The sequence below is a fragment of the Weissella sp. LMG 11983 genome, assembly GCF_025908495.1.
GTDB classification, from domain to species: Bacteria; Bacillota; Bacilli; order Lactobacillales; family Lactobacillaceae; genus Weissella; species Weissella fermenti.
On sequence record NZ_JAOZFD010000001.1, the window covers coordinates 511,879 to 538,453 of the forward strand.

At 45.5% G+C, this 26,575-nt stretch carries 25 protein-coding genes, 2 pseudogenes and 1 other annotated feature; of the genes and pseudogenes, 1 reads left to right on the forward strand and 26 read right to left on the reverse strand.

Annotated elements, in window-relative coordinates; genetic code table 11:
- Positions 1–4: 4 nt before the first annotated feature.
- Positions 5–865, forward strand: coding sequence for an IS3 family transposase (locus tag OIT45_RS02775; protein ID WP_264329905.1), 861 nt, complete (start codon positions 5–7; stop codon positions 863–865).
- Between the two features lie 112 nt (positions 866–977).
- Here the strand turns inward: OIT45_RS02775 and rpoZ are convergent, their stop codons facing one another.
- From rpoZ to OIT45_RS02905, 26 genes and pseudogenes are all read right to left on the reverse strand, one after another.
- Positions 978–1,208: a DNA-directed RNA polymerase subunit omega gene (gene rpoZ, locus OIT45_RS02780; protein ID WP_003610265.1), complete on the reverse strand. Its 231-nt coding sequence runs from the start codon at positions 1,206–1,208 to the stop codon at positions 978–980.
- A complete protein-coding gene (gmk, locus tag OIT45_RS02785) occupies positions 1,205–1,822 on the reverse strand; it encodes a guanylate kinase (protein WP_003610267.1) in 618 nt (205 codons plus the stop codon). Before gmk ends, rpoZ begins: the two co-directional genes overlap by 4 nt.
- A gap of 39 nt (positions 1,823–1,861) precedes the next feature.
- Entirely contained in the window at positions 1,862–3,421 is a 1,560-nt protein-coding gene (locus tag OIT45_RS02790) for a patatin-like phospholipase family protein (RefSeq protein ID WP_264339849.1), read from the reverse strand.
- A gap of 169 nt (positions 3,422–3,590) precedes the next feature.
- Positions 3,591–5,279: a DNA repair protein RecN gene (recN, locus tag OIT45_RS02795; protein ID WP_264339851.1), complete on the reverse strand. Its 1,689-nt coding sequence runs from the start codon at positions 5,277–5,279 to the stop codon at positions 3,591–3,593.
- 21 nt (positions 5,280–5,300) lie between these two features.
- The gene (locus tag OIT45_RS02800) at positions 5,301–5,750 is read right to left on the reverse strand and encodes an arginine repressor (protein WP_135797373.1); all 450 of its coding nucleotides are present in this window, start codon (positions 5,748–5,750) and stop codon (positions 5,301–5,303) included.
- On the reverse strand, positions 5,737–6,585 hold the full coding sequence (locus OIT45_RS02805; protein ID WP_087044063.1) for a TlyA family RNA methyltransferase: 849 nt from the start codon (positions 6,583–6,585) through the stop codon (positions 5,737–5,739). Before OIT45_RS02805 ends, OIT45_RS02800 begins: the two co-directional genes overlap by 14 nt.
- A 2-nt stretch (positions 6,586–6,587) precedes the next feature.
- Entirely contained in the window at positions 6,588–7,451 is an 864-nt protein-coding gene (locus tag OIT45_RS02810) for a polyprenyl synthetase family protein (RefSeq protein ID WP_135797372.1), read from the reverse strand.
- A gap of 1 nt (position 7,452) precedes the next feature.
- Positions 7,453–7,671: an exodeoxyribonuclease VII small subunit gene (locus OIT45_RS02815; RefSeq protein WP_003610280.1), complete on the reverse strand. Its 219-nt coding sequence runs from the start codon at positions 7,669–7,671 to the stop codon at positions 7,453–7,455.
- Positions 7,671–8,936 carry an exodeoxyribonuclease VII large subunit gene (xseA, locus tag OIT45_RS02820; RefSeq protein ID WP_199404404.1) on the reverse strand — a complete coding sequence of 422 codons (1,266 nt, stop codon included), beginning with the start codon at positions 8,934–8,936 and terminating at the stop codon, positions 7,671–7,673. Before xseA ends, OIT45_RS02815 begins: the two co-directional genes overlap by 1 nt.
- Positions 8,921–9,811, reverse strand: a complete 891-nt coding sequence (locus OIT45_RS02825) for a bifunctional 5,10-methylenetetrahydrofolate dehydrogenase/5,10-methenyltetrahydrofolate cyclohydrolase (protein ID WP_161691295.1) — start codon at positions 9,809–9,811, stop codon at positions 8,921–8,923. The genes xseA and OIT45_RS02825 overlap by 16 nt, the downstream gene beginning before the upstream one ends.
- Before the next feature lie 182 nt (positions 9,812–9,993).
- Complete coding sequence (locus OIT45_RS02830) at positions 9,994–10,533, reverse strand: ECF-type riboflavin transporter substrate-binding protein (RefSeq protein WP_135797369.1); 540 nt, start codon at positions 10,531–10,533, stop codon at positions 9,994–9,996.
- 26 nt (positions 10,534–10,559) lie between these two features.
- Positions 10,560–11,480 (reverse strand): matrixin family metalloprotease, encoded by a 921-nt coding sequence (locus OIT45_RS02835; RefSeq protein WP_199404405.1) that lies wholly within the window; start codon positions 11,478–11,480, stop codon positions 10,560–10,562.
- A gap of 41 nt (positions 11,481–11,521) precedes the next feature.
- Entirely contained in the window at positions 11,522–12,004 is a 483-nt protein-coding gene (locus tag OIT45_RS02840; protein WP_135797367.1) for a hypothetical protein, read from the reverse strand.
- Positions 12,005–12,088: 84 nt separating this feature from the next.
- A complete protein-coding gene (locus OIT45_RS02845) occupies positions 12,089–12,754 on the reverse strand; it encodes an ABC transporter ATP-binding protein (protein WP_135797366.1) in 666 nt (221 codons plus the stop codon).
- Between the two features lie 12 nt (positions 12,755–12,766).
- Positions 12,767–14,245, reverse strand: a complete 1,479-nt coding sequence (locus OIT45_RS02850) for an ABC transporter permease (RefSeq protein WP_199404406.1) — start codon at positions 14,243–14,245, stop codon at positions 12,767–12,769.
- A 17-nt stretch (positions 14,246–14,262) separates the two neighbouring features.
- Positions 14,263–14,517 carry a hypothetical protein gene (locus tag OIT45_RS02855; RefSeq protein WP_135797364.1) on the reverse strand — a complete coding sequence of 85 codons (255 nt, stop codon included), beginning with the start codon at positions 14,515–14,517 and terminating at the stop codon, positions 14,263–14,265.
- A gap of 183 nt (positions 14,518–14,700) precedes the next feature.
- Positions 14,701–14,979 carry an HU family DNA-binding protein gene (locus OIT45_RS02860; RefSeq protein ID WP_003610296.1) on the reverse strand — a complete coding sequence of 93 codons (279 nt, stop codon included), beginning with the start codon at positions 14,977–14,979 and terminating at the stop codon, positions 14,701–14,703.
- Between the two features lie 289 nt (positions 14,980–15,268).
- Positions 15,269–15,997, reverse strand: a complete 729-nt coding sequence (locus tag OIT45_RS02865; RefSeq protein ID WP_199404407.1) for a glucosamine-6-phosphate deaminase — start codon at positions 15,995–15,997, stop codon at positions 15,269–15,271.
- A gap of 671 nt (positions 15,998–16,668) precedes the next feature.
- Positions 16,669–18,645 carry a threonine--tRNA ligase gene (gene thrS / locus OIT45_RS02870; RefSeq protein WP_003610300.1) on the reverse strand — a complete coding sequence of 659 codons (1,977 nt, stop codon included), beginning with the start codon at positions 18,643–18,645 and terminating at the stop codon, positions 16,669–16,671.
- Positions 18,646–18,727: 82 nt separating this feature from the next.
- Positions 18,728–18,927, reverse strand: a binding site (T-box leader).
- 57 nt (positions 18,928–18,984) lie between these two features.
- Positions 18,985–19,788: a class A sortase gene (locus OIT45_RS02875; RefSeq protein ID WP_199404408.1), complete on the reverse strand. Its 804-nt coding sequence runs from the start codon at positions 19,786–19,788 to the stop codon at positions 18,985–18,987.
- Between the two features lie 146 nt (positions 19,789–19,934).
- Positions 19,935–20,195, reverse strand: coding sequence for a hypothetical protein (locus tag OIT45_RS02880; protein WP_003610304.1), 261 nt, complete (start codon positions 20,193–20,195; stop codon positions 19,935–19,937).
- Positions 20,196–20,364: 169 nt separating this feature from the next.
- Positions 20,365–20,625: a hypothetical protein gene (locus OIT45_RS02885; RefSeq protein ID WP_161691299.1), complete on the reverse strand. Its 261-nt coding sequence runs from the start codon at positions 20,623–20,625 to the stop codon at positions 20,365–20,367.
- Between the two features lie 168 nt (positions 20,626–20,793).
- A complete protein-coding gene (locus OIT45_RS02890; protein ID WP_112464693.1) occupies positions 20,794–21,246 on the reverse strand; it encodes a flavodoxin domain-containing protein in 453 nt (150 codons plus the stop codon).
- A 77-nt stretch (positions 21,247–21,323) separates the two neighbouring features.
- Positions 21,324–23,321: pseudogene (gene mutL / locus OIT45_RS02895) on the reverse strand (DNA mismatch repair endonuclease MutL).
- Positions 23,322–23,336: 15 nt separating this feature from the next.
- Positions 23,337–25,957 (reverse strand): annotated as a pseudogene (gene mutS / locus OIT45_RS02900) (DNA mismatch repair protein MutS).
- A 72-nt stretch (positions 25,958–26,029) separates the two neighbouring features.
- Positions 26,030–26,572, reverse strand: coding sequence for a YceD family protein (locus OIT45_RS02905; RefSeq protein ID WP_264339852.1), 543 nt, complete (start codon positions 26,570–26,572; stop codon positions 26,030–26,032).
- Between the last annotated feature and the right edge of the window lie 3 nt (positions 26,573–26,575).

Below are 26,575 nucleotides of genomic sequence, written 5' to 3' on the forward strand. Positions count from 1 at the left end.
CACTGTGCTAAGGCAAGAATTGAAGTGCAAATTAAAGTTGCTTCTTCAAGTAGCTGAGATGTCTAGCAGTAGTTATCACGATTCGTGCAAGCGTGCGTACAAGGAGTATCCACGTGAGTTGATCGATGCGATTACATCAATTCGTGACGATAACCCCGACTACGGTTATCGTCGTGTCACACAAGAACTTAGTAATCGTGGCTTCAATACCAACCATAAGGTTGTGCTGAAAATCATGAAGATCAATGGGCTTCTCTGTACTGCTTTCAAACGTTTAACACGGAAGTACAATTCTTACGCTGGCACTGTTGGTCACATATCACCAAATCGTGTTAACCGTCGGTTCACAACGGACCGTCCATATCAGAAGGTTCTCACTGACGTCACGGAAGTTCGCTGGGGATCAGGCACAATGGCAGAACGTGCTTATTTCACTGCATATATCGACGTTTATAGTGGTGAAATTCTCACTTGGAATATCGATTTAAATCCAACCGTCGAGTTTGTCACACAGCCGTTAGATGAGCTGCTAGAAAACAGACCAGAGTTGAATTATCGAATGACAATTCACTCTGACCAAGGTTTCCAGTATCAAAATTATGAGTATGTATCACGGTTAAAGACTAACCGTGTGTTCCAAAGCATGAGTCGCAAAGCGACATGCCTAGATAACGCAATGGCTGAGAGTATCTTCCACATCTTGAAGGTAGGAACGGTACATAACAACCACTATCAAAGCTATGACGAATTAAAGTCCGCCATAACTAACTATGTCTATTACTACAACAACAAGCGGATAAAAACAAAACTGGCCGGAAAAACTCCGGTTCAATACCGAAATCTTTCCGACCAGTTATCTGCTTAAACTTCACTCCAATTTTTGGGGTTCAGTTCAGCGATTGGATGTCGCGACCTTTTTTTGTACCTAACTATACAAAAAGACCATCCAAACTAATGGATGGCCTTTTTTAGTGCTATTAGTCAGCCAAGTGCTCGGCTTCCAACTTAGTAGCTTCTTCGTCGATAACAACGTTACCGGCTTCGATTTCTTCAAACGCTTGGCCAATTGGCTTAACTGAGTCAAAGTGAGCCAACGTTGGCAATGCACCTTGCTCCAACTCGTGGGCGCGCTTAGCTCCCAAAGCAATCAACTTGTAACGTGAGTCAACACGTTCCAACAACTTATCAACTGATGGGTATAAAATCATGATTCTAGCTCCTCAATCATTGCAATATATTCTGGCAACACACGGTTAACGCGCAAACGTTCAACCTTGATAATATCCTTAATACGGTCAACCGCCAAAGGTACTTCGTCATTCACGACAGCATAATCATAGTTAGCCATCATACGAATTTCAGCAGTTGCAGCAGAGACACGACGGTCGATAACTTCCATCGCTTCAGTACCGCGACCAATCAAACGTTCCTTCAATGCACCAAGATCAGGTGGCGTCAAGAAGATGTAAGCACCTTCTGGCATCTTTTCCTTCACTTGCAAAGCACCTTGGACATCGATTTCCAATAGGACGTCACGGCCGGCTGCCAAAGTCTTTTCAATAAAACTCTTTGGTGTGCCATAGTAGTTTCCCACGTACTCGGCGTACTCTAACATACCGTCGTTGGCGATTTCTGCCTCAAACTCTTCACGAGTTACGAAGAAATAATCCTCTCCGTCTACTTCACCTGCTCGGGGGTGTCGTGTGGTCATTGAGATTGAATATTGAAAGTCGATGTCTGTTTCTTCAAACAAAGCCTTTCGCACAGTCCCTTTACCAACACCTGACGGACCCGATAGTACGATCAATACGCCACGCTTCATGGTACTCTTACTCCTATCTTTTTCTCTAGCTAATCAATTTTATATTCTACTCGTTTTTTCCGACTTAGACAACAAGAACAACACGGCACTTAGCACGACATCTAAATTAGCTAGGATATATGTGCGACTCACCGTGCCAGTTGGCATCGGTAGCACATTACGATTTTCCTTACCGGCATTAACAATTGCTTCGATAAAGGACGTCAAATCATACTCCGTCAACTTATCAACATCTAACAATCTTGCTAATCGTTCGACCGTCGCTAACCCTTGACCAGCTGGCGTCTCCTTTTGTTCTGGGTCGGCATCACGGCGAATCCACTGTTGCCAAGCCAGCCAGACTGGCAAATCAGTTAGAAGGGCTGCAATTGGCGCTGTCACCGGATTGGTTGCCAACCACTTAACCAATTGACTACCACCCAGCCAGCTAAAATCAACGTCGGCCGGTAACGCATAATAGTAGCCACCTAGTTCACCAAGTACTTGGCGGGTTCTAATTTCACCTAGACGTACGTAAGTCGCACTTAAATCGGGGAAAAAGTCGAGCAGCGGTCCAAACTGCCATGGCGTCCGGATGAAATGAACGACCGCATCATCTGGACGGTCCCAATTTTCAGGCACCCCATCCATGATTGACACCGCATAGATTTCCTTCGCACCATGATCAGCCGCAATATTAATTGGCAAGTTATTCGAGTAACCGCCATCAATGTACTGCTTCCCGTTAATCATGACTGGTGACACAACGGGGTAAAACGCACTCGATGCCAAAATCCAATCGGTCAGTTCGTCAGCTGTGGTGTCATCCGTCACACTATATGGTGCAGCCTTTAGCAATGGAAACTCCGTCGCTACCAGCGTCATTTCTGCCAATCTCGGCGTGGCCAACTCATGTACAACAACCGGGTAAATCAATTCACGCAATAATTCTTTGTTGAAATAGTGTCGTCCGACTAAGTGTGTGGCAATCGTCTTTGTAAAATCAGTTCTAGAAACGCCGACTTCATCAACCTCATACACAACATCTGTCGTTAACGTGTCCCAAGTGTGGTGTGAAATATCGCTATTCAAATGCATAAACGACATCGCATTGATTGACCCAACCGAAACACCCAGTACTTCTTGCGGCACAATACCGCGTGCCTTTAACACATCAAACACACCTGCTTCAAATGCACCATGCGCCCCGCCGCCACCGAGCACTAGCGCAACTGGGTATGAAAAATCGTGCCGATACGTTAACTCAGCAATGCGGTTAAACCCGGCTAACAATGGACTATTTGCCTGATTTGGTGCCACCTTTATCGTTAACGACTTCATGCGTTGCTTACTGAAATAGGTGATTAACTGTTCAAACAAAGCCAAGCGGTCGATTGCTTTCCAACCTAGAGCGCTGATTAGGGTCACATCCCCATCTTGCACACGATAAACTACCGCTCCCTCTACAGTATCGTCATCCGTTACAAATAACAATCCCTGCGCGTCCGCACTTGTCACATTATATCTGTCACGAGCTTCAGCTGCGTCCGCATACATATTCAACAGTTGTCCAAAAGGTGCAATCTGCTGTGGTGTTAATTTACCCACTACTATCGGCATATCTTCACCCTCACTCTCAAAATAATCGTATCTCTATTCTAGTCACTTTATAGTAGCATGCAAGTTTAGCATTTAAAAAAACCAGGACCTAACAGTCCTGGTTAATGTCGTTTATCAGGTGCGGCTTGGTCATGTCGGAGGTCGAAAACTTCCGACATGACCAGTTGCTTTATTCACTACGCTTTGCAACCGCTCGCTGAATCAAATCACGAGCATTCTCCTTAGCCGCTTCAGTTAACTCATCCCCAGACAACATTCTGGCAACTTCATTAACGCGGTCTTCCTCAGAAAGTGTGTGAATACTTGTCTCTGTGCGATCGCCAACCACTTGCTTTTCAATAAAGTAATGGTTATCAGCCACTGCTGCCACTTGTGGCAAGTGTGTAATCGTTAGCACTTGTGAATAGCGACCAATCACCGCAATCTTCTCCGCAATGGCTTGGGCGACACGCCCAGACACACCGGTATCGACTTCGTCAAAGATAATCGATGTAATGCCTTGCTCACGTGAAAAAATGGTCTTCATCGCCAGCATCATTCGGGATAACTCACCACCGGAAGCAATCTTTACCAGCGGCTTAGCACCCTCACCCGGGTTTGTTTGGATGTAGAATTCAACTGCATCCAATCCACCGGCATTCAGTTCCTTCAACTCTGTGATGTGCGCGGAGAACACTGCTTTCTCCATGTACAAATCACTCAGTTGTTCATAAATCTTGGCCGCCAATTGCTTAGCCGCCTTAAGACGCAGTTCATGTAGCTTCGCAGCTAACGTGCGGGCTTTTTGTTCAGCAGCCTCAACTTGTTCGGCTAACTCAGCCGCCGATTGCTCGCCACCACCCATTTCAGCCAATTCCGCATCAACCTTAGCTTGGTGTAACAAGACGTCGGTAATCGTGGCCCCATACTTGCGCTCTAGCGAACGAATCAAGTTCAATCGATCATCAACTTCGCGTAGGCGTTCTTCATCAAACTCCAGACCGTCGCGGACTGATAAAATCTCAGATGCCGCTTCCTGCAGTTCGTAATATGCGCCACGAACCGCCTCAGTTAACGCTGCGTACTTAGGTGACAATTCTTCGATATCTTCCATCGCGCTCATGGCGGTAGAAATCGTCTCTAGTCCATTGTTATCCCAGTCGCCATCCAAAGCTTCATGTGCCTTAGACAACGCCGCCAAAACATCTTGGAAGTTAGTTAGTTCCTGATACTCAGCTTCCAACATTTCTTCTTCGCCTTCGACCAAACTAGCATCCGCCAATTCCTTACTTTGAAAACTTAGCATGTCGAGGCGTTGCGCCCAAGCTTGTTCATCAGCTTGACGCTTGTGGAACGCACTTTCCAGGTTACGGTAGGTTTCATACGCTGAACGGTACTTTTCATGCACTGGGCCGATTGTCTTCTTGCCATACTCATCCAATAAGGCCAGATGACGCTCAACTTGCATCAACTCTTGATGCTCATTCTGGCCGTGAATATCAACCAAGTGTTGCCCGATTTCCTTAAGCGTTGTGGCATTAACCAAACTACCGTTAACTCGAATTACATTGCGCCCACTTTTGTGCAACTCACGATGAATCAATAGTTGGTTGTCCTCTAGTGGAATCCCCAACTCATCAAGCAGTTGTGCAATTGGTTGGCCAGGTTCCACATCAATTAGCCCTTGTAAGACTGCCTTATCAGCGCCCTCACGAATAAAGTCTTGCGAACCACGGCCACCAGTTAGTAAGCCCACAGCATCAATGATAATTGACTTTCCAGCCCCAGTCTCACCAGTCAAAACAGTCATCCCAGGTTGGAAGCTAATGTTGAGCTTCGGAATAATCGCAAAATTTTGAATTGATAATTCTTGTAGCATAGCATGCTCCTCTTCCGTTGACTAAGCTTGCGCCGTCAACTTATTCGCAAAGTCCTTCGCAAGCTCACCTTCGCGCAAGATGACCAAAACACCTGCATCATCCCCGATTAGCCCAAATACTTCTGGCAAATTAGCTTCTTCAAGGGCTGTCTTCAGAGCAGGACCAGTTCCTGGCGCCACCTTAATCATAATCATATTCCCTTGGGTTGCGACATCAGTTGTAGTTTCTTGCAAAATACGACCAAGCTGACCAAAATAGTCAGCCCCTGACATCACAGCGTAGGCAAATCCACCAGCAGGTAGTGGCACCTTTACCAATTGCATTTCGGTAATATCACGTGAAATTGTTGCTTGCGTGACTTCCCAACCAGCTTCATTCAATTTACGTACCAAGTCTTCTTGGCGTTGAATTTGCTCGTTGCTAATCAACGTCTTGATGGCTTGTTGACGTTCTTGCTTACTTCGTCTCATCCGTCTTTTCCTCACGACGTGCATTCAATTGTGCGTGCGCACCAGCTACCACCGCTTCACGTTCAGCTTCAGACATCGTGCTATCCCCACCATCAAGGACCAAGTGGGCCAAGAATTCAATATTTCCTGATCCACCCTTAATTGGTGAATAGTCTAACCCAACAATGCTGAACCCAGCTGCTTTGGCGTAGCCAGCAACTTTATCAATAACTGCCAAGTGTGTTGCGGCATCCTTGACGATACCGTGCTTACCGATTGCTTCACGACCCGCCTCAAATTGTGGCTTAATCAATGTGGCGACTGAACCACCCGGCGTCAAAATCTTTGAAAGAGGTGGCAAAATCAAGTTCAACGAAATGAATGACACATCAATCGTTGCCACTTCTGGTTGACCCTGCGTGAAATCTTGCAATTCTGAGTAGCGGAAGTTGGTATTTTCCATTACAACCACACGGTCATCTGAACGCAACTTCCAGGCCAATTGGTTTGTTCCCACATCCAGAGCGTAAACCAACTTAGCCCCGTTTTGCAATGACACATCAGTAAAGCCACCTGTTGATGAACCAATATCCAAGACTGTCTTGCCATCCACTGAGATGTCAAAAACATCCAAAGCCTTTTCAAGCTTAAAGCCACCACGCGATACATACGGCATCGGAGCACCCTTCAAGTGCAACTCAGTTGTCACGGGAATCTTCTCCCCCGCCTTGTCCATCCGTTGCTCGTTTTCTCCCAAAATTTCGCCAGCCATAATCGCACGCTTAGCTTGTTCACGTGAGGTAAAAAGCCCTTGTTGAACTGCTAAAACGTCTACTCGTTCTTTCTCAATCGCCATTATTATTTCTCCAATGTCTCGTTAAAGTAATCCAAAAATGATACCAACAGCGTGATGTCATTACCTGTTAGTTCACCAAACTTTTGCAACGCCTGATTGGCAAGTGCAACTTGCTCACGTAAAGCATCAATCGCGCCTTGCACCCCAAGCAGCGTTGGATATGCTTGCTTATCCTCATCATCGTCCTGACCAAGGTCATCCAAGTCATCCTTGATTTGGAAAGCAAGGCCATAAGCCATTCCAAAATTCCAAAGTTGTTCTTTGACTGCTTCTGATGCGTGGGCCATGATACCACCTGCAATGGCAGCATAGGCAATCAACGCACTGGTCTTGCGGTAATGAATTGCCTTTGCTTGATCAAGTGTGATTGTATCAGCATTCGTTGCCGCCATATCCATCACTTGACCGGCCACCATACCGTTTGCACCTGATGCCAAAGCTAATTGCAAAGTCAACTCAGCCTTTTGCGGCGTGGTTAATAACGGATCACTCGCCAACCATTGATATGCCAACGGTTGCAAGGCATCACCCGCTAGAATTGCGACATCTTCACCAAACTGACGGTGTGTCGTTGGCTTACCACGACGCATATCATCATTATCCATCGCTGGTAAATCATCGTGAATCAAGCTGTACGTGTGAATTAATTCCAACGCACTCGCTGCGCGAACCAATCCAGGCACACCCATGCCGTAAGATTGGGCAACTGCCAACGTCAACAACGGACGCAACCGCTTACCACCTGCCATTACGGCATAGGTCATAGCATCACGTAGTGTCTTTTCCGTTGTGCTTTGCTTCAATTCTGTTGCCAAAGTCTCTTCAATCTTTGGGACAACTTCACTGGCAAACTCTGTTAAATTCATACTACGCCTCGGGGTTAAAATCTGAGGTTGAACCATCTGCATTGACAATCTTTGCCAAGCTTTGTTCAGCCGTTTGTAGTGTTTTTTGTAGTTCTTGACTCAACTTGACGCCGGTCTCAAACTCCTTTAACGCTTCTTCCAAAGGCACATCACCCTTTTCCAAGCGGGCAACGATTTGTTCCAACGTTGCCAAGTTTTCTTCAAATGTCTTTTCTGCCATTATTCTGTTTCTTCCTTTTTCGTTACCGTTGCTGTCACTTCACCATCTGACAGGCGAATCAAAACATCTTCTTGCAACGTGACATCTGCCACAGAGTTCAGAATATGTCCATCTTGTTCAACAACACTATAGCCACGCGCTAAAATTGCCAATGGACTAACCAATTGCAACCCTGCCGCAGCTCGGCCAACCCGTTGCTGCGCATTTTCCGTTTGACGCGTCATCGCATTCGTTAAACGTGGTGCAATCAAATCGAATTGATGGCGACGTTGCGTCACCAAAGTCACAACAGATTGTTGTAGTCGTTGCTGAGCAATGTCCAAACGTTGTAAGTAACCCTCATACAGACGAGCCGGTTGTGTCAACACATAACTGTTTTGCAAACGTTGTAACCGTTCTTGAGAATTAACAACTTGACGTTGCATTTGATTCACCAAACGTTGTTGCATTTGTTGGATGCCTAGCCACAAATCGGCCAAAGGAACTGGCGTTGCCAATTCGGCCGCTGCCGTTGGTGTGGCCGCACGTTGATCAGCAATAAAGTCGGCAATTGTTGTATCCGTTTCGTGTCCAACTGAACTAATGATTGGCATTGGCATGGTCAACATTTGACGAGCCACAGCTTCTTCGTTAAATGCCCACAAATCTTCAATCGAGCCACCACCACGACCCATAATCAAAACGTCGTAATCACCAGCTTCAGCAACAGCCGTCATCTGAGCAGTTAGCGACGGTACCGCACCATCGCCTTGCACAACCGCCGGATAAAGTACGATTTCAGCAATCGGATAACGTCGTTGTACCGTCGTCATAATGTCACGAATAACCGCACCACTTGGCGATGTGATGACCGCAATTTTCTTTGGAAAACGTGGGATTGGTCGTTGTAATTGATTAAACAAACCTTCCTCAGCTAACTTCGCTTTCAATTGTTCATACGCTTGATATAATGCGCCGACCCCATCTGGTTCCAGCTTATCAATAATCAAACTATAAGAACCGTTGGGCCCATACAAATCCATGTGACCAACGGCGTTCACCTTCATCCCCGGTTCCAGTTTAAACTGTAACTTTTGGAAAGCGAACTTAAACATGGTTGCGTTCAACACTGCCCCATCATCTTTCAATGAAAAGTATTGGTGACCTGGACGTTGGCGATAATTGGAAATTTCACCAGTTACGTAGACCTCCTTTAGATAGGGATCCGCTGTGAACTTACGCTTTAAGTAAGACGTCAACGCCGATACTGTTAGATAGTCTGCCATGGGTCCTCCAATGCAACCCCGTGGTGTTGTGCGGCAAGTTCAACCGTCGTTTGTAGCAACGTTGCAATTGTCATTGGTCCGACACCACCTGGGACTGGTGTAATCAAGCTAGCCACGGGTTCAGCTGATGCAAAATCAACATCTCCCACCAATGAACCATCTTCAAGACGGTTAATTCCGACATCGATGACAACCGCACCGGCCTTCAGCTCTGATCCCTTGATCAAGCCAGCCACACCGGTTGCCACAATCACGACATCAGCTTCACTTACTAGCAATTCCGTCAAAGATGCTGGCGTGTAGCGATGCAAAAGTGACACGGTTGCGTTAGCGCCTTGTAGCAAGGCTGCCATTGGACGGCCAACTAAGATTGAACGACCAATGACAACAACGTGCTTACCAGCCACATCCACACCCTCGTGATGCAACATCGTCATAATGCCACGTGGCGTGTTGGCAACTGGGTAGTAGCCTTCACGGTTAGCGTATAAGCGACCAATGTTTTCTGGGTGGAAGCCGTCCACGTCCTTACGTGGATCAATTGCCTCTTGCACCTTGTGTTCATCAATTTGTGATGGCACTGGGCTTTGTACCAAAATAGCATCAACACTGTCATCGGCGTTCAGTTCCGCAATTTTTGCGAGCACCTCTGCTTCTGAAGCATCTGCCGGGTACTTAATCGTTTGTGCATTCACACCAACCTTACCAGCTGCACGTTCCTTGTTGCGAACGTAAATCTCACTGGCCGGGTCATCCCCAACCAAAATTACAGCTAACCCTGGTGTAATCCCTTGCGTCGCCAACTTTTCAGTTTGAACTGCAACGGCTGCACGTAAGTCCTTGGCAATTTGCTTGCCGTCAATTAACTTTCCCATGGTGCACCTCACTTTTTATTCATTATCAATGCATAAATTTTACCACAATCTGTAACTTTAAACCATGAACCAGTTCAATCAAAAAACGGCTAAACCCTTTAAGAATAAGGGCTCAGCCGTTTTGATTTGTGCTAATTTTAGAAAATCATTAGCCGTAATCGATAATGAATAAAGCAGACCGACTACTTAACAAACCAGTTATGATACATCTTAATAAATAGTGACCCAAGAATTGCAATCACCAAGGTATTGGCTAACATCGCCATACCGCCTTGCGCATACGCCTTGCCAAGCGTTGTGCCGTAAATCCAGTGATCTCCAAGTGGTGCGATGACCAACCAAACCACCGCATTCGCGATGACTTGCCAAATGTTGAACAACACTAACTTACGTGACGTTAATTCACCAACAAAAACGCCAATACGTGTTGTTGCAAGTCCCATAAAGAAGCCAAACATACCATCAGCAATTGCCCAGGTCCACCAAACTGAATCCAAGTTAGCTGATGACAAATCAGTCAAAGAATGGCCGACGAACGCGACAATAAATCCGGCGATTGGACCAAAAATAGCTGACATCAACGCCAACCAAGCCGGCGCCAAGGTAACATCTGTATGTGAAACGCCTGAAGGCCAGGCAACATATTTAAACAACAACACAAAAATAATCGTCCCAACAATTGTCCCGATTACTTTGTGCGCTGACAAAACATTATGATTCATGGAATCACTCCTACATCTATTTTTCTTTATTCATGACTGTCGTTCAAGACAACCAAACCTTGCGGCAAATCTTGCCCATTAAGTTGTTGATAGTACTTTCGGAAAACAGAGTTGTACGATCCTTCACTTAGCAAATCCGGATTCATTGCTAGGTAACGAATTGTCTTAACTTGCATTACTTCCGTTTTATTCGGCTTACTCAAGTCATTGATACCCACCATTGGTGACATCAAATCATCAGCTTGACCTTGGTGCTTCAAAGCAAGTGCATGGCCGAACTCGTGAATAATTGTATGCTCAGCTTCTTGGTTGTGCAAGGCCTCAATATCTCGTGATGTTACCGGACCATATACTGCACCCGACAGGTAGTCTTCACGTTGGATTGACTTTGCAAGCCAAACCTTAGCCGCTTGTTTTGAAATCCACATCGTATTACCCGCCTCAGTGGTTGTCGCCAAAACAGTTGTATCAGTCTTACCTGACTCATCTGTAATATCTTTATACCCGACTAGCAATTGATAGTCCGCATCGTGTGGCCAAACATTCCGGTCAACGTTCGCCTCTTGATCAGCCTTCGAGGTATTGACGTGAATAAAGTCAACGCCCAGTGCCTTATTCCAAACGTCAGCTGCCTTATTTACCCAAACTAATGCCCGCCCGTCAGTCTCACTCATGGCCTTAGATGAAACAACAACGTTCATTTCACCCTTAGCATTTAAATCCCAGTGAGAAGTAACCGGCAGTTTATCTGCATCGTCAGCACCTAAAGTTTCTTGTTGCTTACCTACCTTAGCAATGTAAGCTTTTTCTTGTTTAGCGGCTGCATTTGCGTCAGCCACATTCATATAATACCGAATAATTTGGGGCGCAATCAACACAAACAAAATAATAATCGTCAACACGATTGCCAATCGCTTGTTACGACTCATTCGCTTCTTTCGTGCCATAGTTACTCATACCTCATCTCAAAACCCAAACCCAAGAACGCTTATTCAGCATCCTCTATCTCTTCAGCTGGTGCGTTCTTTTGCTCTTCAATCGCTTCATTAATTGCCGTCAATTCTTTGTCAAAGAAGGCAGCAATTTTCGTTTCAACCGTTTCTGGATCATCCAAAAAAGCTGCAACTGTTGCCGCTGTTTCGATACGAAGGCCAGATTTGGTTACTAATGGGTGTTCCACAATCATGTAGAGCGTTACTTCAGTCTCTGGATCGTTAATCACAATCTTGCTAATCGCATTCGTATAGCGAATTGGCAAGTTAATCAGACCTGTCTCCAAACGCAGACTAATGGGCTCATCCCCACTGATAAGCAACTCTGCGCTGAAAAGTTTGCTCTCTGCCAATGCTTTTTCAGTATATGTAAATAAATCATCCAAATTAACAGTTGCTTGGTCTGCCGCGGTAAACGACTTCACGTCATACTGTTCATCTTTGATTGCTGCAATAAAATCATTACCCGTTAATTGCATCACATTTCTCGCTTTTCATTGATATCTAACGATTAGTGTAGCACAAAACAGGCCGAGGTTTGTTTTCCTCGGCCTGTTCTTAACTTAATCTGTAATTGGCGTAAACACGTGGTCCTTCAACAACAGTTGTTCATCTGCTTGCTTAGCAACTTCACGATCGTGTGTAATCAAGATGACCGTCTTGCCAAACTCATGTGCCAACTCCGCGAAGAGGGCCACGATTTTTTCTGAATTCTCGTGATCCAAATTCCCGGTTGCTTCGTCTGCTGCAACGATTGGTGCATCAACTAGCAAAGCACGAACAATCGCAACACGCTGCTGTTCACCACCGGACAAGCGCTGCACATTCTTTTGCGCTTTTTCTTCGTCGATACCAACACGCGCTAGTTGCTCCAAAATATAAGCTTTGTCGTTCGCGTGCTTTGACTTCGTAATTGCCAACGCCGTTTGGACATTTTGAAATGCCGTCATTGTCGTTAATAAATTATATGACTGGAAAATTGTAGAGACGTACTTTTGTCGAAAGGCAGTTAAACCAATCTTCTTAATCGATACCCCATCAACCAAGATGTCACCTTCACGTGGCACATCTAATCCGGCCAAGAATGACAGCAATGTCGTCTTACCTGATCCAGATTCACCGACAATGGCGTAAAATTTACCACTCTCGAAGGTTAGATTAACGTCCTTGTATAAGGCGTTGTCAGCCGTCGTGTACCAATGCGTTAAATGTTTAATTTCTAGCGTCATTATTCTTCCTCACTAATCAGCTTGCAAAATTTGCTTTGGTCGCATACGCAAGATGCTAAAGGCCGCCCCTGACACTGAAAGCACAGCAATCAAGAAGGCAACACCGCCCAATTCTGCGATTGCTGCTGGTGTCATGGCAACATCCAACTGGTCATTCTTAGCAGCTGAACTGCCTCCCATCATTGGGCCACCACCCATACCACCGCTAGGCTTGCCTGCTGGTGCGCCGCCTTGTTGACCGTTTTGCCCACCGCCTGGCATACCACCACGCGCTGATTGCATTTGCTGTGTCGTCTGTTGTTGCACAAGTTGCTTACCAACTAAGCCAGACACACTGTTACCAGCCGCCGTGGCAATACCTAATGCAATCGCCAAAATGACTAACATTTCAGTGAACAATTGGGCAACCACCTTCGGCTTTGACTCACCGATTGATACTAAGATACCAATTTCGCGGCGACGCTCACGGGTAATCAAAATAATAATCAATCCCAGAATAAGCACACCAGCAATTGACACAATCCAAACAATCTTAGAGGCAAATGCCGCCACGTTCTTCATACTTGCAGCTACCGTCTTGTATTGACTTGCATCAGACGTCAATGTGAGTTCTGACGTATCAATCAACTTTTTGGCTTGCTTCACAAAGGCATTTGTTTTGGCAGGCTCAGCCATCGTAAATGTCACGTTTGATGCTTGATCTGGTGTGCCATTAATGTCATTAGCCAATGTGAATGAACCATAAATCGTGTTCGCTGGGTCTTCACGTTGGAATCCGTCGGTCGTTGTCTTCAACTTGTAGATTCCAACAACCTTGATCTTCTTTTCGGTGGCCGCATCATCTGCCGTCTTAACAGTTAACGTGTCACCAACCTTAATGTTGTTGGCCGTTGCCAATTCGTTTGCAATGACAACATTATTGGTGTTTTGGTCACTTGTTTTAATGCCACGTCCAGACACAATCTTAGCTGTGCCGTCTGTAAATGAAGCCGTTGACGTGGTTGACGTCACACCGTTGATTTGGATGTCGCCTGAATTTTGGTTGCCCATCATACCACCACGATCACCACCACCCATTGGCGTATTCGTTGATGTGGTTGTAATCGCCTTAAAACTTGAGGCGTTTACTGAGGCACTGTTCGTAATGTTGTATGAAGCGACATTTGAAAGGGCCGCAATCTTCTTAACTTCTGAAAGTGTTGCCGTTGGCATCGTAATTGACGTTGTCGTGTCTGTAGATGACGAATCACTAGAAGAAGATGCCGACGATTGCGCGGCCTTCATCTGCTCAAACATTTTCTCTCGGTTAGCCGATAGCGTTACTGTTGATCCAACTGAGTTAGCTGCATTTGTAGCTGCTTTCAAGGCCGCATTTTGTACAATCAACCCAGCCATCACAAACGCTAAAATTACTGTTGACGTGAGGACTAACAATACTGACCGTCCTTTTCGCGCCCACAGTGTAATACCTGCTCGTTTTACGAAATTCATGTTACTTCTCGCTCCTATCATTGCGTCGTTGCACTGCTTGCTGCAGCATCATCGATTGAATTTGACTGTGATTGATTACCATATCCACCCATTGGACCACCATTGCCACCAAAACCGCCGTTTTGTTGGGTCATATTTGGCCGACTGGTTTCGCCTATGCCAAACGGGTGAAAAGCTGCAATTGCACTAAACGCCATCGCTAACGTGGCAATTCCAAGCGTGACGTACTGTAGCCAAGGTCGTTGTTTCTTTTGTTCATAACGATCTGTCATATCGCTATCCTCCATCTATTTTTTGACAAGGTTTATAATATGAGTCCAAGCTTAGGCGATACTTCACGGGGGCTAAAAGCAAACATAAATTTTTATGTCTATGGAATTGTTAGTGGCAAATCAGGTACAAAAAAACGCCGTACGACTAAAATCGTACGGCGTTTAATTTATGCAATCTAATGATTACTTGTTAACGGCTTCCTTGAAGTCCTTACCAGCCTTGAAGGCAGGTGCCTTTGCGGCTGCGATTTCAATTTCTGCACCAGTTTGTGGGTTGCGACCCTTACGTGCTGCACGCTCGCGAACTTCGAAAGTTCCGAAGCCTACCAAAGCAACCTTCTCGCCCTTAGCAAGTTCGTTCTTGATAACGTCCAACAATGCGTTAACTGTCTTAGCAGTTTCTGACTTTGGCAATTCAGTTTGTGCTGCAACCAAGTCGATCAATTCTGTCTTTGAAGCCATGTGATAATACCTCTTTATTAATTATTACCTGATTAGTATACGCTATGCATCGCAAAATACACAGCTTTTTATGCGAAATTCCTAAGCGGTCTTAGTGAATTTTTAAAAATGTATGCAAAATACATACCCATAAAAAGAGAATGCCGCTATAACTGGCAAGTTACAGCGGCTAAGAGAGAGAAAGAGAATTGGTTGTGTAAAGCATCACTGCTTTACGAGTATTAATATAACACCCCATGTATACGTTTGCAACCAATGACCTTGCCTATTCTCCTATTAGTCGGATTTCCTACACAAACGGCACAATTTCTTCACGATTGGTCAATTTTGCACCAGCTGCTTCATCAATAATAACTGTGACATTTGCATGCTTTTGTAAGATACTTGCAGGCATCTCCTCCGTCACAGGTCCTTCGATCATAGCTGCCACAGCATCCGCCTTCGCTGCACCATAGGCAACCAACAAAATTTGCTTCGCCTTCATGATGCTACCAATTCCCATTGAGTAGGCGTAGCGAGGCACTTCGTTTTCGTTCTCGAAGAAACGTGCATTCGCTTCGATTGTTGACTCAGTTAGCGTTACTTCGTGCGTCAAAGAGTCAAATGGCGTACCAGGCTCGTTGAACCCGATATGACCATTTTGACCCAATCCCAAAATTTGTAGATCGATTGGGTTGGCATCAATGATACCTTCGTAACGCTTCGTCTCAGTTTCGGTATCAGCCATACCGTCCGGCACGTAACTCTCCTTAAATGGCTTAGCGTTGAACAAGTGCTCGTTCATGAAGTAACGGTAGCTTTGCTCGTGCGTCCCTGGCAAGCCCTTGTATTCGTCCAAGTTGATTGAAATCTTATCAGAGAAATCCAAATCACTGGCCTTCAACTCATCATAAATTGAGATTGGCGTTGAACCAGTCGCCAACCCGAAAACTTGTGCGCCATTCTTAACAGCCTCTGCGAATACTTCGTACCCTGCGCGGCCACCAGCTTGTTGATCTTTAACTTGTAAAATCTTCATTTTATTTCCCCTTAAAAAATGCGTTCTGTGTTTTTATTTATCTTTGGTATAGACCAATTATAGACCAATTTCTAGACCAATTCAACTCAGAAAGTCATTTTTTTGTTTGAGGTTTTGTTAGTTGGTGGTTAGTGTCCGTCCTGACGGCCGGAGTGCTTGGCCCCTTCTAGAGCACGCTAACACGCACTGACAATGACCTGCAGGGAGCGGAGTCCACGCCGTTGGCGCGTACGCCTTTACCTCCCGTGGCTCTGAGCGGGAAACCCGCTAAGAACCCACACCTGCGGGTCAAGGTCTGCACGTGTCTATACGCGTGGCGGGGCCAAACACAGCAGCCAAGCAATACTCTGATTGTTTGATTGTCATCCACCACAATACCGCAGGTTGAACTGTTCACCTATTTGTTTTCCGGTAGATGTAAATCCGTGTCAGACTAGAACATCTCGGCTGCTGTGGCTGGGGGCGCCCCACGTATAGAACCGGACATGACCGGAGCGTGTCTCGACACGCGCAGGAAATCAGGCGGCTTCCTGCGAAGGAATAAGAGCCGCGTGAAAAGAAGCCCCCAGCCACTCCGACCAGAGGTCGGACACTCGCACAAACTACATACTGCAAACCAAAAAGACCTGACATCAGGAATTCCCTAACATCAGGTCTTTAATCGTTAATTATTATCCCTTAACGGCCTTTTCCAATGTTTCCATTGCGCGTGAGTGACGTGCAATATCTGACATCAACTCTGCTTCAAAGGCATCAACAGACTTTGACTTCGTGTCCGTTGAACCGAAGCGACGAATTGTAACCGTGTTGTTGTTAACTTCTTCATCACCGATAACCAACGTGTAAGGAACCTTAGACGTTTGAGCATCGCGAATCAAGTAACCCAACTTCTCGTTACGGTCTTCGTATTCGGCACGGATACCTTGCTTGATCAAACGATCAGCCAAGTCCTTAGCGAACTTACCGTGAGCATCGCGGTTAACAGGAATGATACGTACTTGGTGTGGTGCCAACCAAGTTGGGAACGCACCCTTGTACATTTCAGTCAAGTAAGCCGTGAAGCGCTCCATCGTAGAAATAATTCCACGGTGGATCATAACTGGACGGTGCAATTCACCATCTGGTCCGACGTAAGTAACATCGAAACGCTCAGGCAACAAGAAGTCCAATTGGATCGTTGACAACGTCTCTTCACCACCCAAAGCCGTCTTGATTTGCACGTCCAACTTTGGTCCGTAGAACGCAGCTTCACCTTCAGCTTCGAAGTAATCCAACTCCATGTCGTCCATGGCCTTCTTCAACATCGTTTGTGCCTTGTCCCACATGTCATCGTCATCGTAGTACTTTTCCGTGTTTTCAGGGTCACGGTATGACAAACGGAAACGGTAATCCGTGATATCAAAGTCAGCGTATACGTCGATCATCAAGCCCAAAATCTTCTTGAACTCGTCCTCGATTTGGTCTGGCATAACGAACGTGTGACCGTCGTTCAACGTCATTTCACGAACACGTGACAAACCAGTCAAGGCACCTGACTTCTCGTAACGGTGCATCATTCCCAATTCAGCAATTCGGAATGGCAACTCACGGTATGAACGTGGCTTGTGCTTAAACACCATGATGTGAGATGGGCAGTTCATTGGACGCAATTCCAAGAACTCGCCATCACCCATATCCATAGGTGGGAACATGTCATCGCGGTAGTGATCCCAGTGACCTGATTGCTTGTACAAGTTCAAGTTTGACATGATTGGCGTGTAAACGTGTTGGTAACCATCTTGCACTTCACGGTCAACAATGTAACGCTCCAACGTACGACGAATAGCAGCACCGTTTGGCATCCAAACAGCCAAACCAGCACCAACTTCTTGAGACGTGAAGAACAAGTCTTGCTCGGCACCGATCTTACGGTGGTCACGTTCCTTAGCTTCTTCACGGCGCTTCATTTCAGCATCCAAGTCTTCAGCCGTCCAGAATGCCGTTCCGTAAATACGTTGCAACATTGGGTTTGAAGACTTTCCACGCCAGTAAGCACCAGCAACTGACGTCAACTTAAAGTGCTTGATCCAGTTCGTTGATGGTACCAAACCACCACGATCCAATTCAACGTGCTCACCTTGCACAGCAATTGAGATGTGCTCATCGGCTGGCAAGTCGTTAATCAATTCAATCTTGTATGGATCGTTCTTGAACATTTCCAAAGCTTCGTCGCGCGTAATCTCACGAGAAACAATTGGCAAGTTTTCTGAAGCAATTTGCTTCATCATCTTTTCAATCTCAGGGAATTGCTCAGCTGAAATTTGGCTACCCTCAACCTTATCAGTATCGTAGTAGAAACCGTTGTCGATGGCTGGACCAACACCGTAGTGAATTTGGTCTGGGTACAAACGGTTCAAAGCTTGTGCCAACAAGTGAGAAACAGAGTGACGCAACAATTGCAATCCTTCTGCATCATCCTTTGTAATCAATGAGAAAGCACCATCTTCTTGAATGCCATCGTTCATACCAACGTAGTGACCGTTCAACTTACCTGAAACAGACTTCTTAGCCAATGACTTTGAAATACCGTTAGCAATTTCCAACGGCGTTACGCCAGCTGGGAATTCCTTCACAGCACCGTCTGGGAATGTAATCTTTACATCTGCCATATTGTGTAATCTCCTATTTAATCTGCGTGCGACTTGACGCGCGAAAAACAAAAACGTCCCGTTACAACAATTATACTTGTCGTAACGGGACGTTTGCACGCGGTACCACCCGAATTCGAGAGGGTTCCCCCTCACCTCATCGTCCCTTAACGCGGGAAACGGAACTGGTTCACCAGTTCGCTTGGAAGTAGTACCGTTCAACGACCGTTATCTGCCTCCCACCGATGGCAAACTCTCTATAAACAATCTTGTTCAACGACTTATCTTCGTCAACGCTTTATTCTTAACTTATTATACTCGAAAACTCGAAAAATGAAACCCTTAACTGTTGGTGCATCATTAGTTAACGCCTTCTTCTTCGCCAGGATTAAACCATGACGCATGAGCATTAGTCTTTTGGACCGTCAAGTCAAAATAGTGAACGATCTTATCTGGTGCATCGTGCCATTCCCACGACTTATCCAATGACGCTTTCGTAATAATACGATATTGCGTACTTGGAAATAAGCAACTGATAATCGTCAGTTGCGGTGATTGTGTTTGGCGCAACACGTTGGTATCTCCCTTATTTACCAAGATTTGGTTCGTCACCTTATATTCGTAAATACCTGACCGGTTTGCCATGTATATTGGCTGGCCATTTAACCAATCGCTCCCTTTCAGTTCACCATCAACAAGGTAAGGCGCATCCTGATTAAGTCTTTCCTGCAAGGCAGAAAAGCCAGTTTTACCATCATTAAAATTGTGACTAGCTAAGCCGTAATTCCCTTGTCCCATAAGCGGCACCTGTTTACCATCCGGATCATCAACCGTGCGATTCGCATAATTTGCCCCAGCATCTAAGCCAACCTCACTGTATGCATTATCGAAGATTGGTTGCAAAATTCCCAGTGATGGCATGCTGACAAAGCCTTGTTTATGCAAGCCTTCAGCGCGGTGGGTTTCCTTCATCATCCGATTAACAATAGCTTGTCGATCAGATAGGTTAATTTTCTCATTAGACACCTTAACCCGTTGCTTCAATTCTTCGTGTTGAATTGTGCCGCGGATATTCAACGTGTTCTCTTGGTACCCGTAATAGCCACCGGCTACGACACCTCCTACCAAGACAGCCGGCACGACTCGCCGTATTAGCTTACTCATTAGGTGCCCCTTTCGTTTCTCTTAGTCAGTCTATTCTAGTGCCAGAAAGGTCTGTGGACAAGTCAATCATCAGCAAATTATTTTTAAACGAACAAAAAGATTGGTATCAGCTACCAATCTTTTTGAGTTTCAATAAATTTAGTTAATTATTGCAAAGTTACGCCAGCCTCACGCGCTAGTTGACGCAATTCAGAAGATTCCAAATGTAAATCCGAACGTAGTCGCCCAAATGAAATCCCTGGCTTGTTGGCGACACGATCTTGAATACGCTTGATTTGACGCTCACGATACTCACTCTTGTGGGCACTTTCGTTTTCAACCGTCACGCTAAATTCTGATGCTGCAGACGTTGCAAAGGTATAGTTTAATTGTCCGACCCCTGTTGACATTGATGTAAAGTTAGCCATGATAGCCCCCCAATAACCGTACATTGACGATGTTTTTCTTTAAGATAGTTCCTATTATACGCCATTGTTCGTAAAAACGCGATTTTTTGTTTCTTATATCGACTTTTCGTTCATAAATAAATAAAAAATCCGATGTTTCAGATAGAAAAACATCGGATTTTTAAGTTAATTATCGTAGTTCAACACCCGCTTCACGCGCCAGTTGACGCAAATCAGCTGTTTCCAAATTCAAATCAGCGCGCAAACGCGCAAACGTGATATCTGGCTTAGTTGCCACACGATCTTGAATGCGCTTAATTTGTGCTTCGCGATAGTGGTTCGGACGACCGCTTGCGTTTTCTACTTTTACGCCAAATTCGGCTGCAGTAGATGTTGAAAATGAATAGTTCAACTTTCCAACACCCGTCGACATTGCTGAATAATCTGCCATAATGTTTCCCCCATATGACTATCTCTAATTTAGAAATATCATACAAGTCATATATGGCTGAATTGTGATTTGTTTCCGAAGTCTAAAGAAGCAAATTTTGTCCGTGAAGTCAAATAATAAAACCGGCAGTTGTAACATGACAACTCCCGGTTCTAATAATCGTTTATATTAAGCGTTAGCCTTTTCAATCAAAGCCTTCGTGAATGCTTGCAACTCTTCAGTTGCTTCAACATCAGGGCTCAAGTTAACCTTGACACCATCGGCACCCTTAGTAGCGCCTGACTTCTCAAACTGCGCTTCGAACTTGTCGATAGCAACGGCAAAGTCCTTACCGTAGAAGTCATCACCAGAACCTGAAACACCATAGACAATACCAGTCAAATCAGCGTCTTCCAAGTCCTCAAAGAAGTCCAATGACTCATCAGGAACAGTTCCCTTGTCAAACGTGTAAGGTACAACCACCACGATGTCAGTCTCATCGGCTGAAATGTCGTGTGGGTCAATCATTGAGATGTCTTCCTTCGTCACTTCAACACCTTCTGATTCGAACGTGTCGATGATAACGTCCGCAACATCTTCATTGTTACCAGTAATTGTAGCGTAAAATACACGAGCCTTCATGATAATCTACCTCTTTTAAAATCTGTCATTTCGTATTTGTTGATACAAGTATATTGCGAATACGAAACACTTTCAAATTAAAAGGGGTGGTTATCGTATTCAATCCAAGATTCGTGTAAATCTTGAATACGCTTAAACATCTTTTGCATGTCCAAAGTTGAGAACGTTACCAAAACAGGGCGTCCGTGTGGGCAGTTGTATGGGTTCTCTGAGTGTGACAATTGATCAATCAAGCCCTTGGCCTCGAAGTCATTCATTGACCAGTTAGCCTTGATTGATCGCTTGCAGGCCATCATAATCGCCGTACGCTCACGGAACTGGGCAGTCGTTAGATTGCCATCACGCAAAATCCAATCAACCATTTCACGAATCGTATCTTCTTCTTGTCCCTTCTCAAACCAACCCGGGTGTTCACGGACAATCACCGCGTCGTCCCCAAATGGCTCCAAATGCAACCCAACCTTAGCTAGCTCGGCTTCGTGTGATTGAATCTTCAAGATATCGATCTTAGGATATTCCAACACGATTGGCACCAGCAACTTCTGCATTTCCATGCCGACTTTACCAATTTCTTCACGGTAGTACTCATATTTCACACGCTCTTGGGCAGCGTGTTGGTCAATCAAGTACAACCCTTCTTCAGATTGTGCAAACAAGAACGTACCGTGCATTTGACCAATATAGTCAAGCTTGGGGAAGCTTTGCCCGTGCTCATCAACCGCCGTAATGGTGTCATCCTTCAGGTCTAGTGATTCTTGCTCAGCTGCCATCGTCACGCCCCCTTCATCAAAGGGGTTAACTGCATCGGCATCTTGATACTTTTCAGCGAATTCACTCACCGCGGTTCCATCAAGCTCATCTGCATTATGCACAACAACTGGCGCAATATCATCAACCGAGAAGTTATCAGCCAGCTTTTCGTAATCTGCTGTCGACATAGGGGCTGGGTGATTGGCAGGTGTATCCGGTGCATATGAGCTAACATATGGCTTTGACGATTCGTTTAGCTGCGCCAAGAACGCCTCGTCATTTTCAGCTGCGTTTTGCTCCTCGCCTAGATAGTTTTCGTAGGCGTTCGGAATCAAATTCTGGTTCGCAAAGCGTTCCTTAACTGTCCGCTCAATCAAATCCATCAACTGACTTTCCTTAGAAAGACGAACTTCATGCTTTTGTGGGTGCACGTTCACATCGACCAATAGCGGATCCATCGTAATTTGCAAAACAGCAATTGGGAAACGACCGACCATCAACTTTGATCCATACCCCTTAACAAGAGCGCGACTCAGGTTGAAGTTCTTGATATAACGTCCGTTAATCAAAATTGAAATGTATGAACGATTAGCACGCGTCAATTCAGGCAGTGAGATATAACCGTTCAACTCAAAGTCATTGTCCTCAGCCTAAATCGCCAACATCTTACGGGCTTGTTGTACACCGTAAATCGAAGCAATGACCTGTTGTAGATTGCCGTTACCTGCTGTACGCATTACTTCGTTGCCGTTGTGTGATAGACGGAATGAAATATCAGGATAACTCATCGCTAAACGATTAATCACATCCACAATCTGTGCTAATTCCGTCGATTGTGACTTCAAGTACTTCAAACGGGCTGGGGTGTTAAAGAACAGCTCTGACACCGTAATATCGGTTCCCTTGCGTGCCCCAGTACCGACTTCTTCAAGTAGTTCCCCACCCTTGTAGTGAACACGCGTACCTTGTGGCGCATCAGCAGTCGCCGTTTCTAGGACAACATCCGCAACTGACGCGATTGATGGCAACGCCTCACCACGGAACCCCAACGAGTGCACACGGAACAAATCATTACGTGACGTAATCTTAGACGTCGCATGACGCAAGAACGCTTTCTTAACTTGATCAGCCTCAATACCATCACCATCGTCAATAATGCGAATCGACTTTACACCAGCCTCTTCAACCAGCACATCGATTTGATGACTGTTAGCATCAATTGCATTTTCAACCAATTCTTTGACAACAGATGCAGGTCGTTCAATAACCTCACCGGCCGCAATTTGGTTAGCTAAAATATCTGATAATTCATGAATTTCTGCCATAACGCAGCCCTCTTATTACTTCATTTGCTTTTGCCACTCATTTAGTTTCATCATCGCATCAAGTGGCGTCATGCGATGTTGGTTTGCTTAATTTCATCCAAAATGGCTTGTAGCGCAGGATCAACTGCTGGTTCCAACGCAAACAAGTCAAGCTGCGTATCTTCTTCAACAACTGGCTCAGGTGTCGGCGTAACTGGTAGTTCAGCTAACTTGGCTGATACTGGTTGTGGTTGTACTAACGTTTCTGAAATCGTCACATCTTGGGCTTCAAGACTTGCCAAAATATCAGATGCCCGGGCAATCAATGAGTCTGGCAAGCCAGCCAACTTCGCCACGTTAATACCGTAACTTTGGTCAGCTGGACCTGTCAAAACCTTGTGTGAAAAGACCAATTCACCATTCTCTTCCGTTGCACCAACATGGACATTGCGCAAATGATCAAGCTCATCTGACAATGCCGTCAATTCGTGATAGTGAGTTGAGAAGAGCGTCTTGGCCTTGGTGTTATTGTGAACATACTCAATAATCGCTTGTGCCAAAGCCATACCGTCATACGTTGCCGTTCCGCGGCCCAACTCATCAAACAAAATCAGTGAACGCTTCGTCGCATTTTGCAATGCTGTATTGGCTTCGGCCATTTCAACCATGAACGTTGAATTTCCAGAAATCAAATCATCGGCGGCCCCAATACGGGTAAAGATTTGGTCGAAAATTGGTAGTTCCGCCTCACTAGCAGGGACATATGATCCAATTTGTGCCATCACGACTGTCAAGGCCAATTGGCGCATGTACGTTGACTTACCAGACATGTTCGGTCCAGTAATCAGCATAATCGTTTCGTCTTCGTCCATGTAGACGTCGTTAGCAACGTATGATTGGTGGCCCAACACCTTTTCAACAACCGGGTGGCGACCATCCTTGATAACCAACTTTTGGCTATCAACCAAGGTTGGGCGGGTGAACTTGTACTGCTCAGCTACCGTCGCAAGTGATTGCAAAACGTCCAGTTCAGCCAAAGTTGCCGCCAACTTTTGAATACGGGCAATGTTGTCCTTAATCTGGTCACGTACCTCGGTGAACAATTGGTATTCCAAATCGCTCGACTTTGTTTCAGCTTCCAGAATGATCTGCTCGCGTTCCTTCAATTCAGGCGTGATGAAACGTTCGGCATTTGCCAACGTTTGCTTACGCGTGTAACGGTCAGGGTCAAGCTTACCAATGTTAGCCTTCGTAACTTCAATGTAGTAACCAAAGACCTTGTTGAAACCAATCTTTAATGTACTAATACCAGTGGCTTCACGTTCTTTGGCTTCCAGCTCGGCTAGCCACTTCTTACCGCCCTTCATCACATCGCGGTACTCATCCAAACGGCTGTTGTATCCTGAGCGAATCACACCACCGTCAGTAACTGAAATAGGTGGTTCCTCGGCAATCGCCTTTGAAATCAAGATTTCGATATCTGACACTGGATCCATGCGACGTAGCAAATCACCAAAGACAGCTGGGTCTAAATCACCAAGCGTCACCATAATATCCGGCACTTGGCGCAATGAATTACGTAGTTGCAATAAGTCACGACCATTCGCCGTACCATAGGCGACACGGCCAGCCAAACGTTCCAAATCATAAACAGACTTCAACGTTTCTTGCAAAGCCGCGCGTGAGAAGAAGTCCTTTAACAATTCACCAATCTTGTCATAGCGGGCTTCAATGGTCTCGCGATCAAGCAACGGTTGCTCCAACCATTGCTTCAATGCACGCCCCCCCATCGCTGTCTTGGTATTATCCAACAACCACAAAAGTGTGCCTGAACGTTGTTGCGTACGCAAGTTAACCGTCAATTCCAAGTTAGCACGTGAATTACGGTCTAACTTGAGGTATTGCGCAATCTCATAAGGCGTTGCCATCTGCAAGTGATCCAATGAACGCTTTTGCGTTGTGAACAAATAAGCCAACAAAATATCAGCCGCTTCTTTTTGTTCTGGCACTTCCAGCTGTTGCGTCAAATATGACGTTTCAGCGTTGGCTGGCCCTTCTTCTTGCTTAGAAACCAAGATACCCAAACTTGTGAGGTTGGCCATCAATTCATCGGGCAACTCAGCGTTCGTCACAATTTCCTTCGTCTCCAAACGGCTGATTTCATTCAAAACGCCGTTCGTTGCTGAAACCGACGTCGCCTTCACTTCACCAGTTGAAAGGTCCGCATAAGCCAGTCCAAAGCCACCAACTGGCGTCATTGATAAGCTAACCAAGTAGTTGTTTTCCTTAGCCGCATCCGCTGTGTTGCGCATACGTGTTCCAGGTGTCACCAGTTGGACAACCTCACGGCGAACCATCCCCTCAGCTTCAGCCGGATTTTCCATTTGCTCAACAACGGCAACCTTATAACCCTTATCAACCAGAATATCGATATAGTTTTGTGCGGCGTGGTGAGGCACACCCGCCATCGGAATTGGTTCAGCAGAATTCTTATTACGTTGTGTCAACGTCAACTCCAAAAGTTGTGACCCTAACACCGCGTCATCATTAAATAATTCATAAAAATCGCCTAGACGATAAAACAAAAACGCATCAGGGTATTGCGCCTTAATTTCGTTATATTGTTTCATCATTGGTGTTTCTTTTGGCTTAGCCATTATGCAAACTTTCCTTCCCCATCAAAATGTGCAAAAACGCCCACCGGTTCAGCGCCGGTAAGCGTTCATTTTTTAATCTTCGTCCTTGAACAAATCTGCCAAGCCAGCCAAAGGTGTATTGGCTTGTGCTGGTGCTTCTTCTTGCTTTTGTTCAAAATCGTCTTCAGAAATGACAGCCCAGCCCTTACCTTCTGGCATTGGTTGGTCCTTCTCTTCTTCCGTCAAGACTTGAAGTGGCACTGACAAAGCAACGTATTCCATCAACGCTTGATCAAAATCAATCAACCCATCTTCAATCAAAATAACTGAGTCTTCGATTTCGTAACGATCAGCGTGCTCTTCGTTTTGCAAGTAAACTTCATCGATATCGAAATCAACATCCATTTCAACCGGCGTCAATGAACGCGTTGATGGCGTCACCAACTTCCCATTCACGTTAGCGTGAATAATGATATCTTCACGATCAGCTTGCGCAAATCCAGTAACCGTCAGCGGTGTAACGTCCAATACAACGTCACCAAAAGTTGCCAACAAAGGCTCCTTCAAATCAACGACCTCACTGAATTGCAATGATTTAGTCTTGTACTTTTGGAGTTCAGCATATTGCCACTTCATGTG

Bases quoted from the DNA above. Each gene is read 5' to 3' on its own strand.
- rpoZ (WP_003610265.1), bottom strand. From the start codon at position 1,208: ATGATTTTATACCCATCAGTTGATAAGTTGTTGGAACGTGTTGACTCA.
- gmk (WP_003610267.1), bottom strand. From the start codon at position 1,822: ATGAAGCGTGGCGTATTGATCGTACTATCGGGTCCGTCAGGTGTTGGT.
- OIT45_RS02790 (WP_264339849.1), bottom strand. From the start codon at position 3,421: ATGCCGATAGTAGTGGGTAAATTAACACCACAGCAGATTGCACCTTTT.
- recN (WP_264339851.1), bottom strand. From the start codon at position 5,279: ATGCTACAAGAATTATCAATTCAAAATTTTGCGATTATTCCGAAGCTC.
- OIT45_RS02800 (WP_135797373.1), bottom strand. From the start codon at position 5,750: ATGAGACGAAGTAAGCAAGAACGTCAACAAGCCATCAAGACGTTGATT.
- OIT45_RS02805 (WP_087044063.1), bottom strand. From the start codon at position 6,585: ATGGCGATTGAGAAAGAACGAGTAGACGTTTTAGCAGTTCAACAAGGG.
- OIT45_RS02810 (WP_135797372.1), bottom strand. From the start codon at position 7,451: ATGAATTTAACAGAGTTTGCCAGTGAAGTTGTCCCAAAGATTGAAGAG.
- OIT45_RS02815 (WP_003610280.1), bottom strand. From the start codon at position 7,671: ATGGCAGAAAAGACATTTGAAGAAAACTTGGCAACGTTGGAACAAATC.
- xseA (WP_199404404.1), bottom strand. From the start codon at position 8,936: ATGGCAGACTATCTAACAGTATCGGCGTTGACGTCTTACTTAAAGCGT.
- OIT45_RS02825 (WP_161691295.1), bottom strand. From the start codon at position 9,811: ATGGGAAAGTTAATTGACGGCAAGCAAATTGCCAAGGACTTACGTGCA.
- OIT45_RS02830 (WP_135797369.1), bottom strand. From the start codon at position 10,533: ATGAATCATAATGTTTTGTCAGCGCACAAAGTAATCGGGACAATTGTT.
- OIT45_RS02835 (WP_199404405.1), bottom strand. From the start codon at position 11,480: ATGGCACGAAAGAAGCGAATGAGTCGTAACAAGCGATTGGCAATCGTG.
- OIT45_RS02840 (WP_135797367.1), bottom strand. From the start codon at position 12,004: ATGCAATTAACGGGTAATGATTTTATTGCAGCAATCAAAGATGAACAG.
- OIT45_RS02845 (WP_135797366.1), bottom strand. From the start codon at position 12,754: ATGACGCTAGAAATTAAACATTTAACGCATTGGTACACGACGGCTGAC.
- OIT45_RS02850 (WP_199404406.1), bottom strand. From the start codon at position 14,245: ATGAATTTCGTAAAACGAGCAGGTATTACACTGTGGGCGCGAAAAGGA.
- OIT45_RS02855 (WP_135797364.1), bottom strand. From the start codon at position 14,517: ATGACAGATCGTTATGAACAAAAGAAACAACGACCTTGGCTACAGTAC.
- OIT45_RS02860 (WP_003610296.1), bottom strand. From the start codon at position 14,979: ATGGCTTCAAAGACAGAATTGATCGACTTGGTTGCAGCACAAACTGAA.
- OIT45_RS02865 (WP_199404407.1), bottom strand. From the start codon at position 15,997: ATGAAGATTTTACAAGTTAAAGATCAACAAGCTGGTGGCCGCGCAGGG.
- thrS (WP_003610300.1), bottom strand. From the start codon at position 18,645: ATGGCAGATGTAAAGATTACATTCCCAGACGGTGCTGTGAAGGAATTC.
- OIT45_RS02875 (WP_199404408.1), bottom strand. From the start codon at position 19,788: ATGAGTAAGCTAATACGGCGAGTCGTGCCGGCTGTCTTGGTAGGAGGT.
- OIT45_RS02880 (WP_003610304.1), bottom strand. From the start codon at position 20,195: ATGGCTAACTTTACATCAATGTCAACAGGGGTCGGACAATTAAACTAT.
- OIT45_RS02885 (WP_161691299.1), bottom strand. From the start codon at position 20,625: ATGGCAGATTATTCAGCAATGTCGACGGGTGTTGGAAAGTTGAACTAT.
- OIT45_RS02890 (WP_112464693.1), bottom strand. From the start codon at position 21,246: ATGAAGGCTCGTGTATTTTACGCTACAATTACTGGTAACAATGAAGAT.
- OIT45_RS02905 (WP_264339852.1), bottom strand. From the start codon at position 26,572: ATGAAGTGGCAATATGCTGAACTCCAAAAGTACAAGACTAAATCATTG.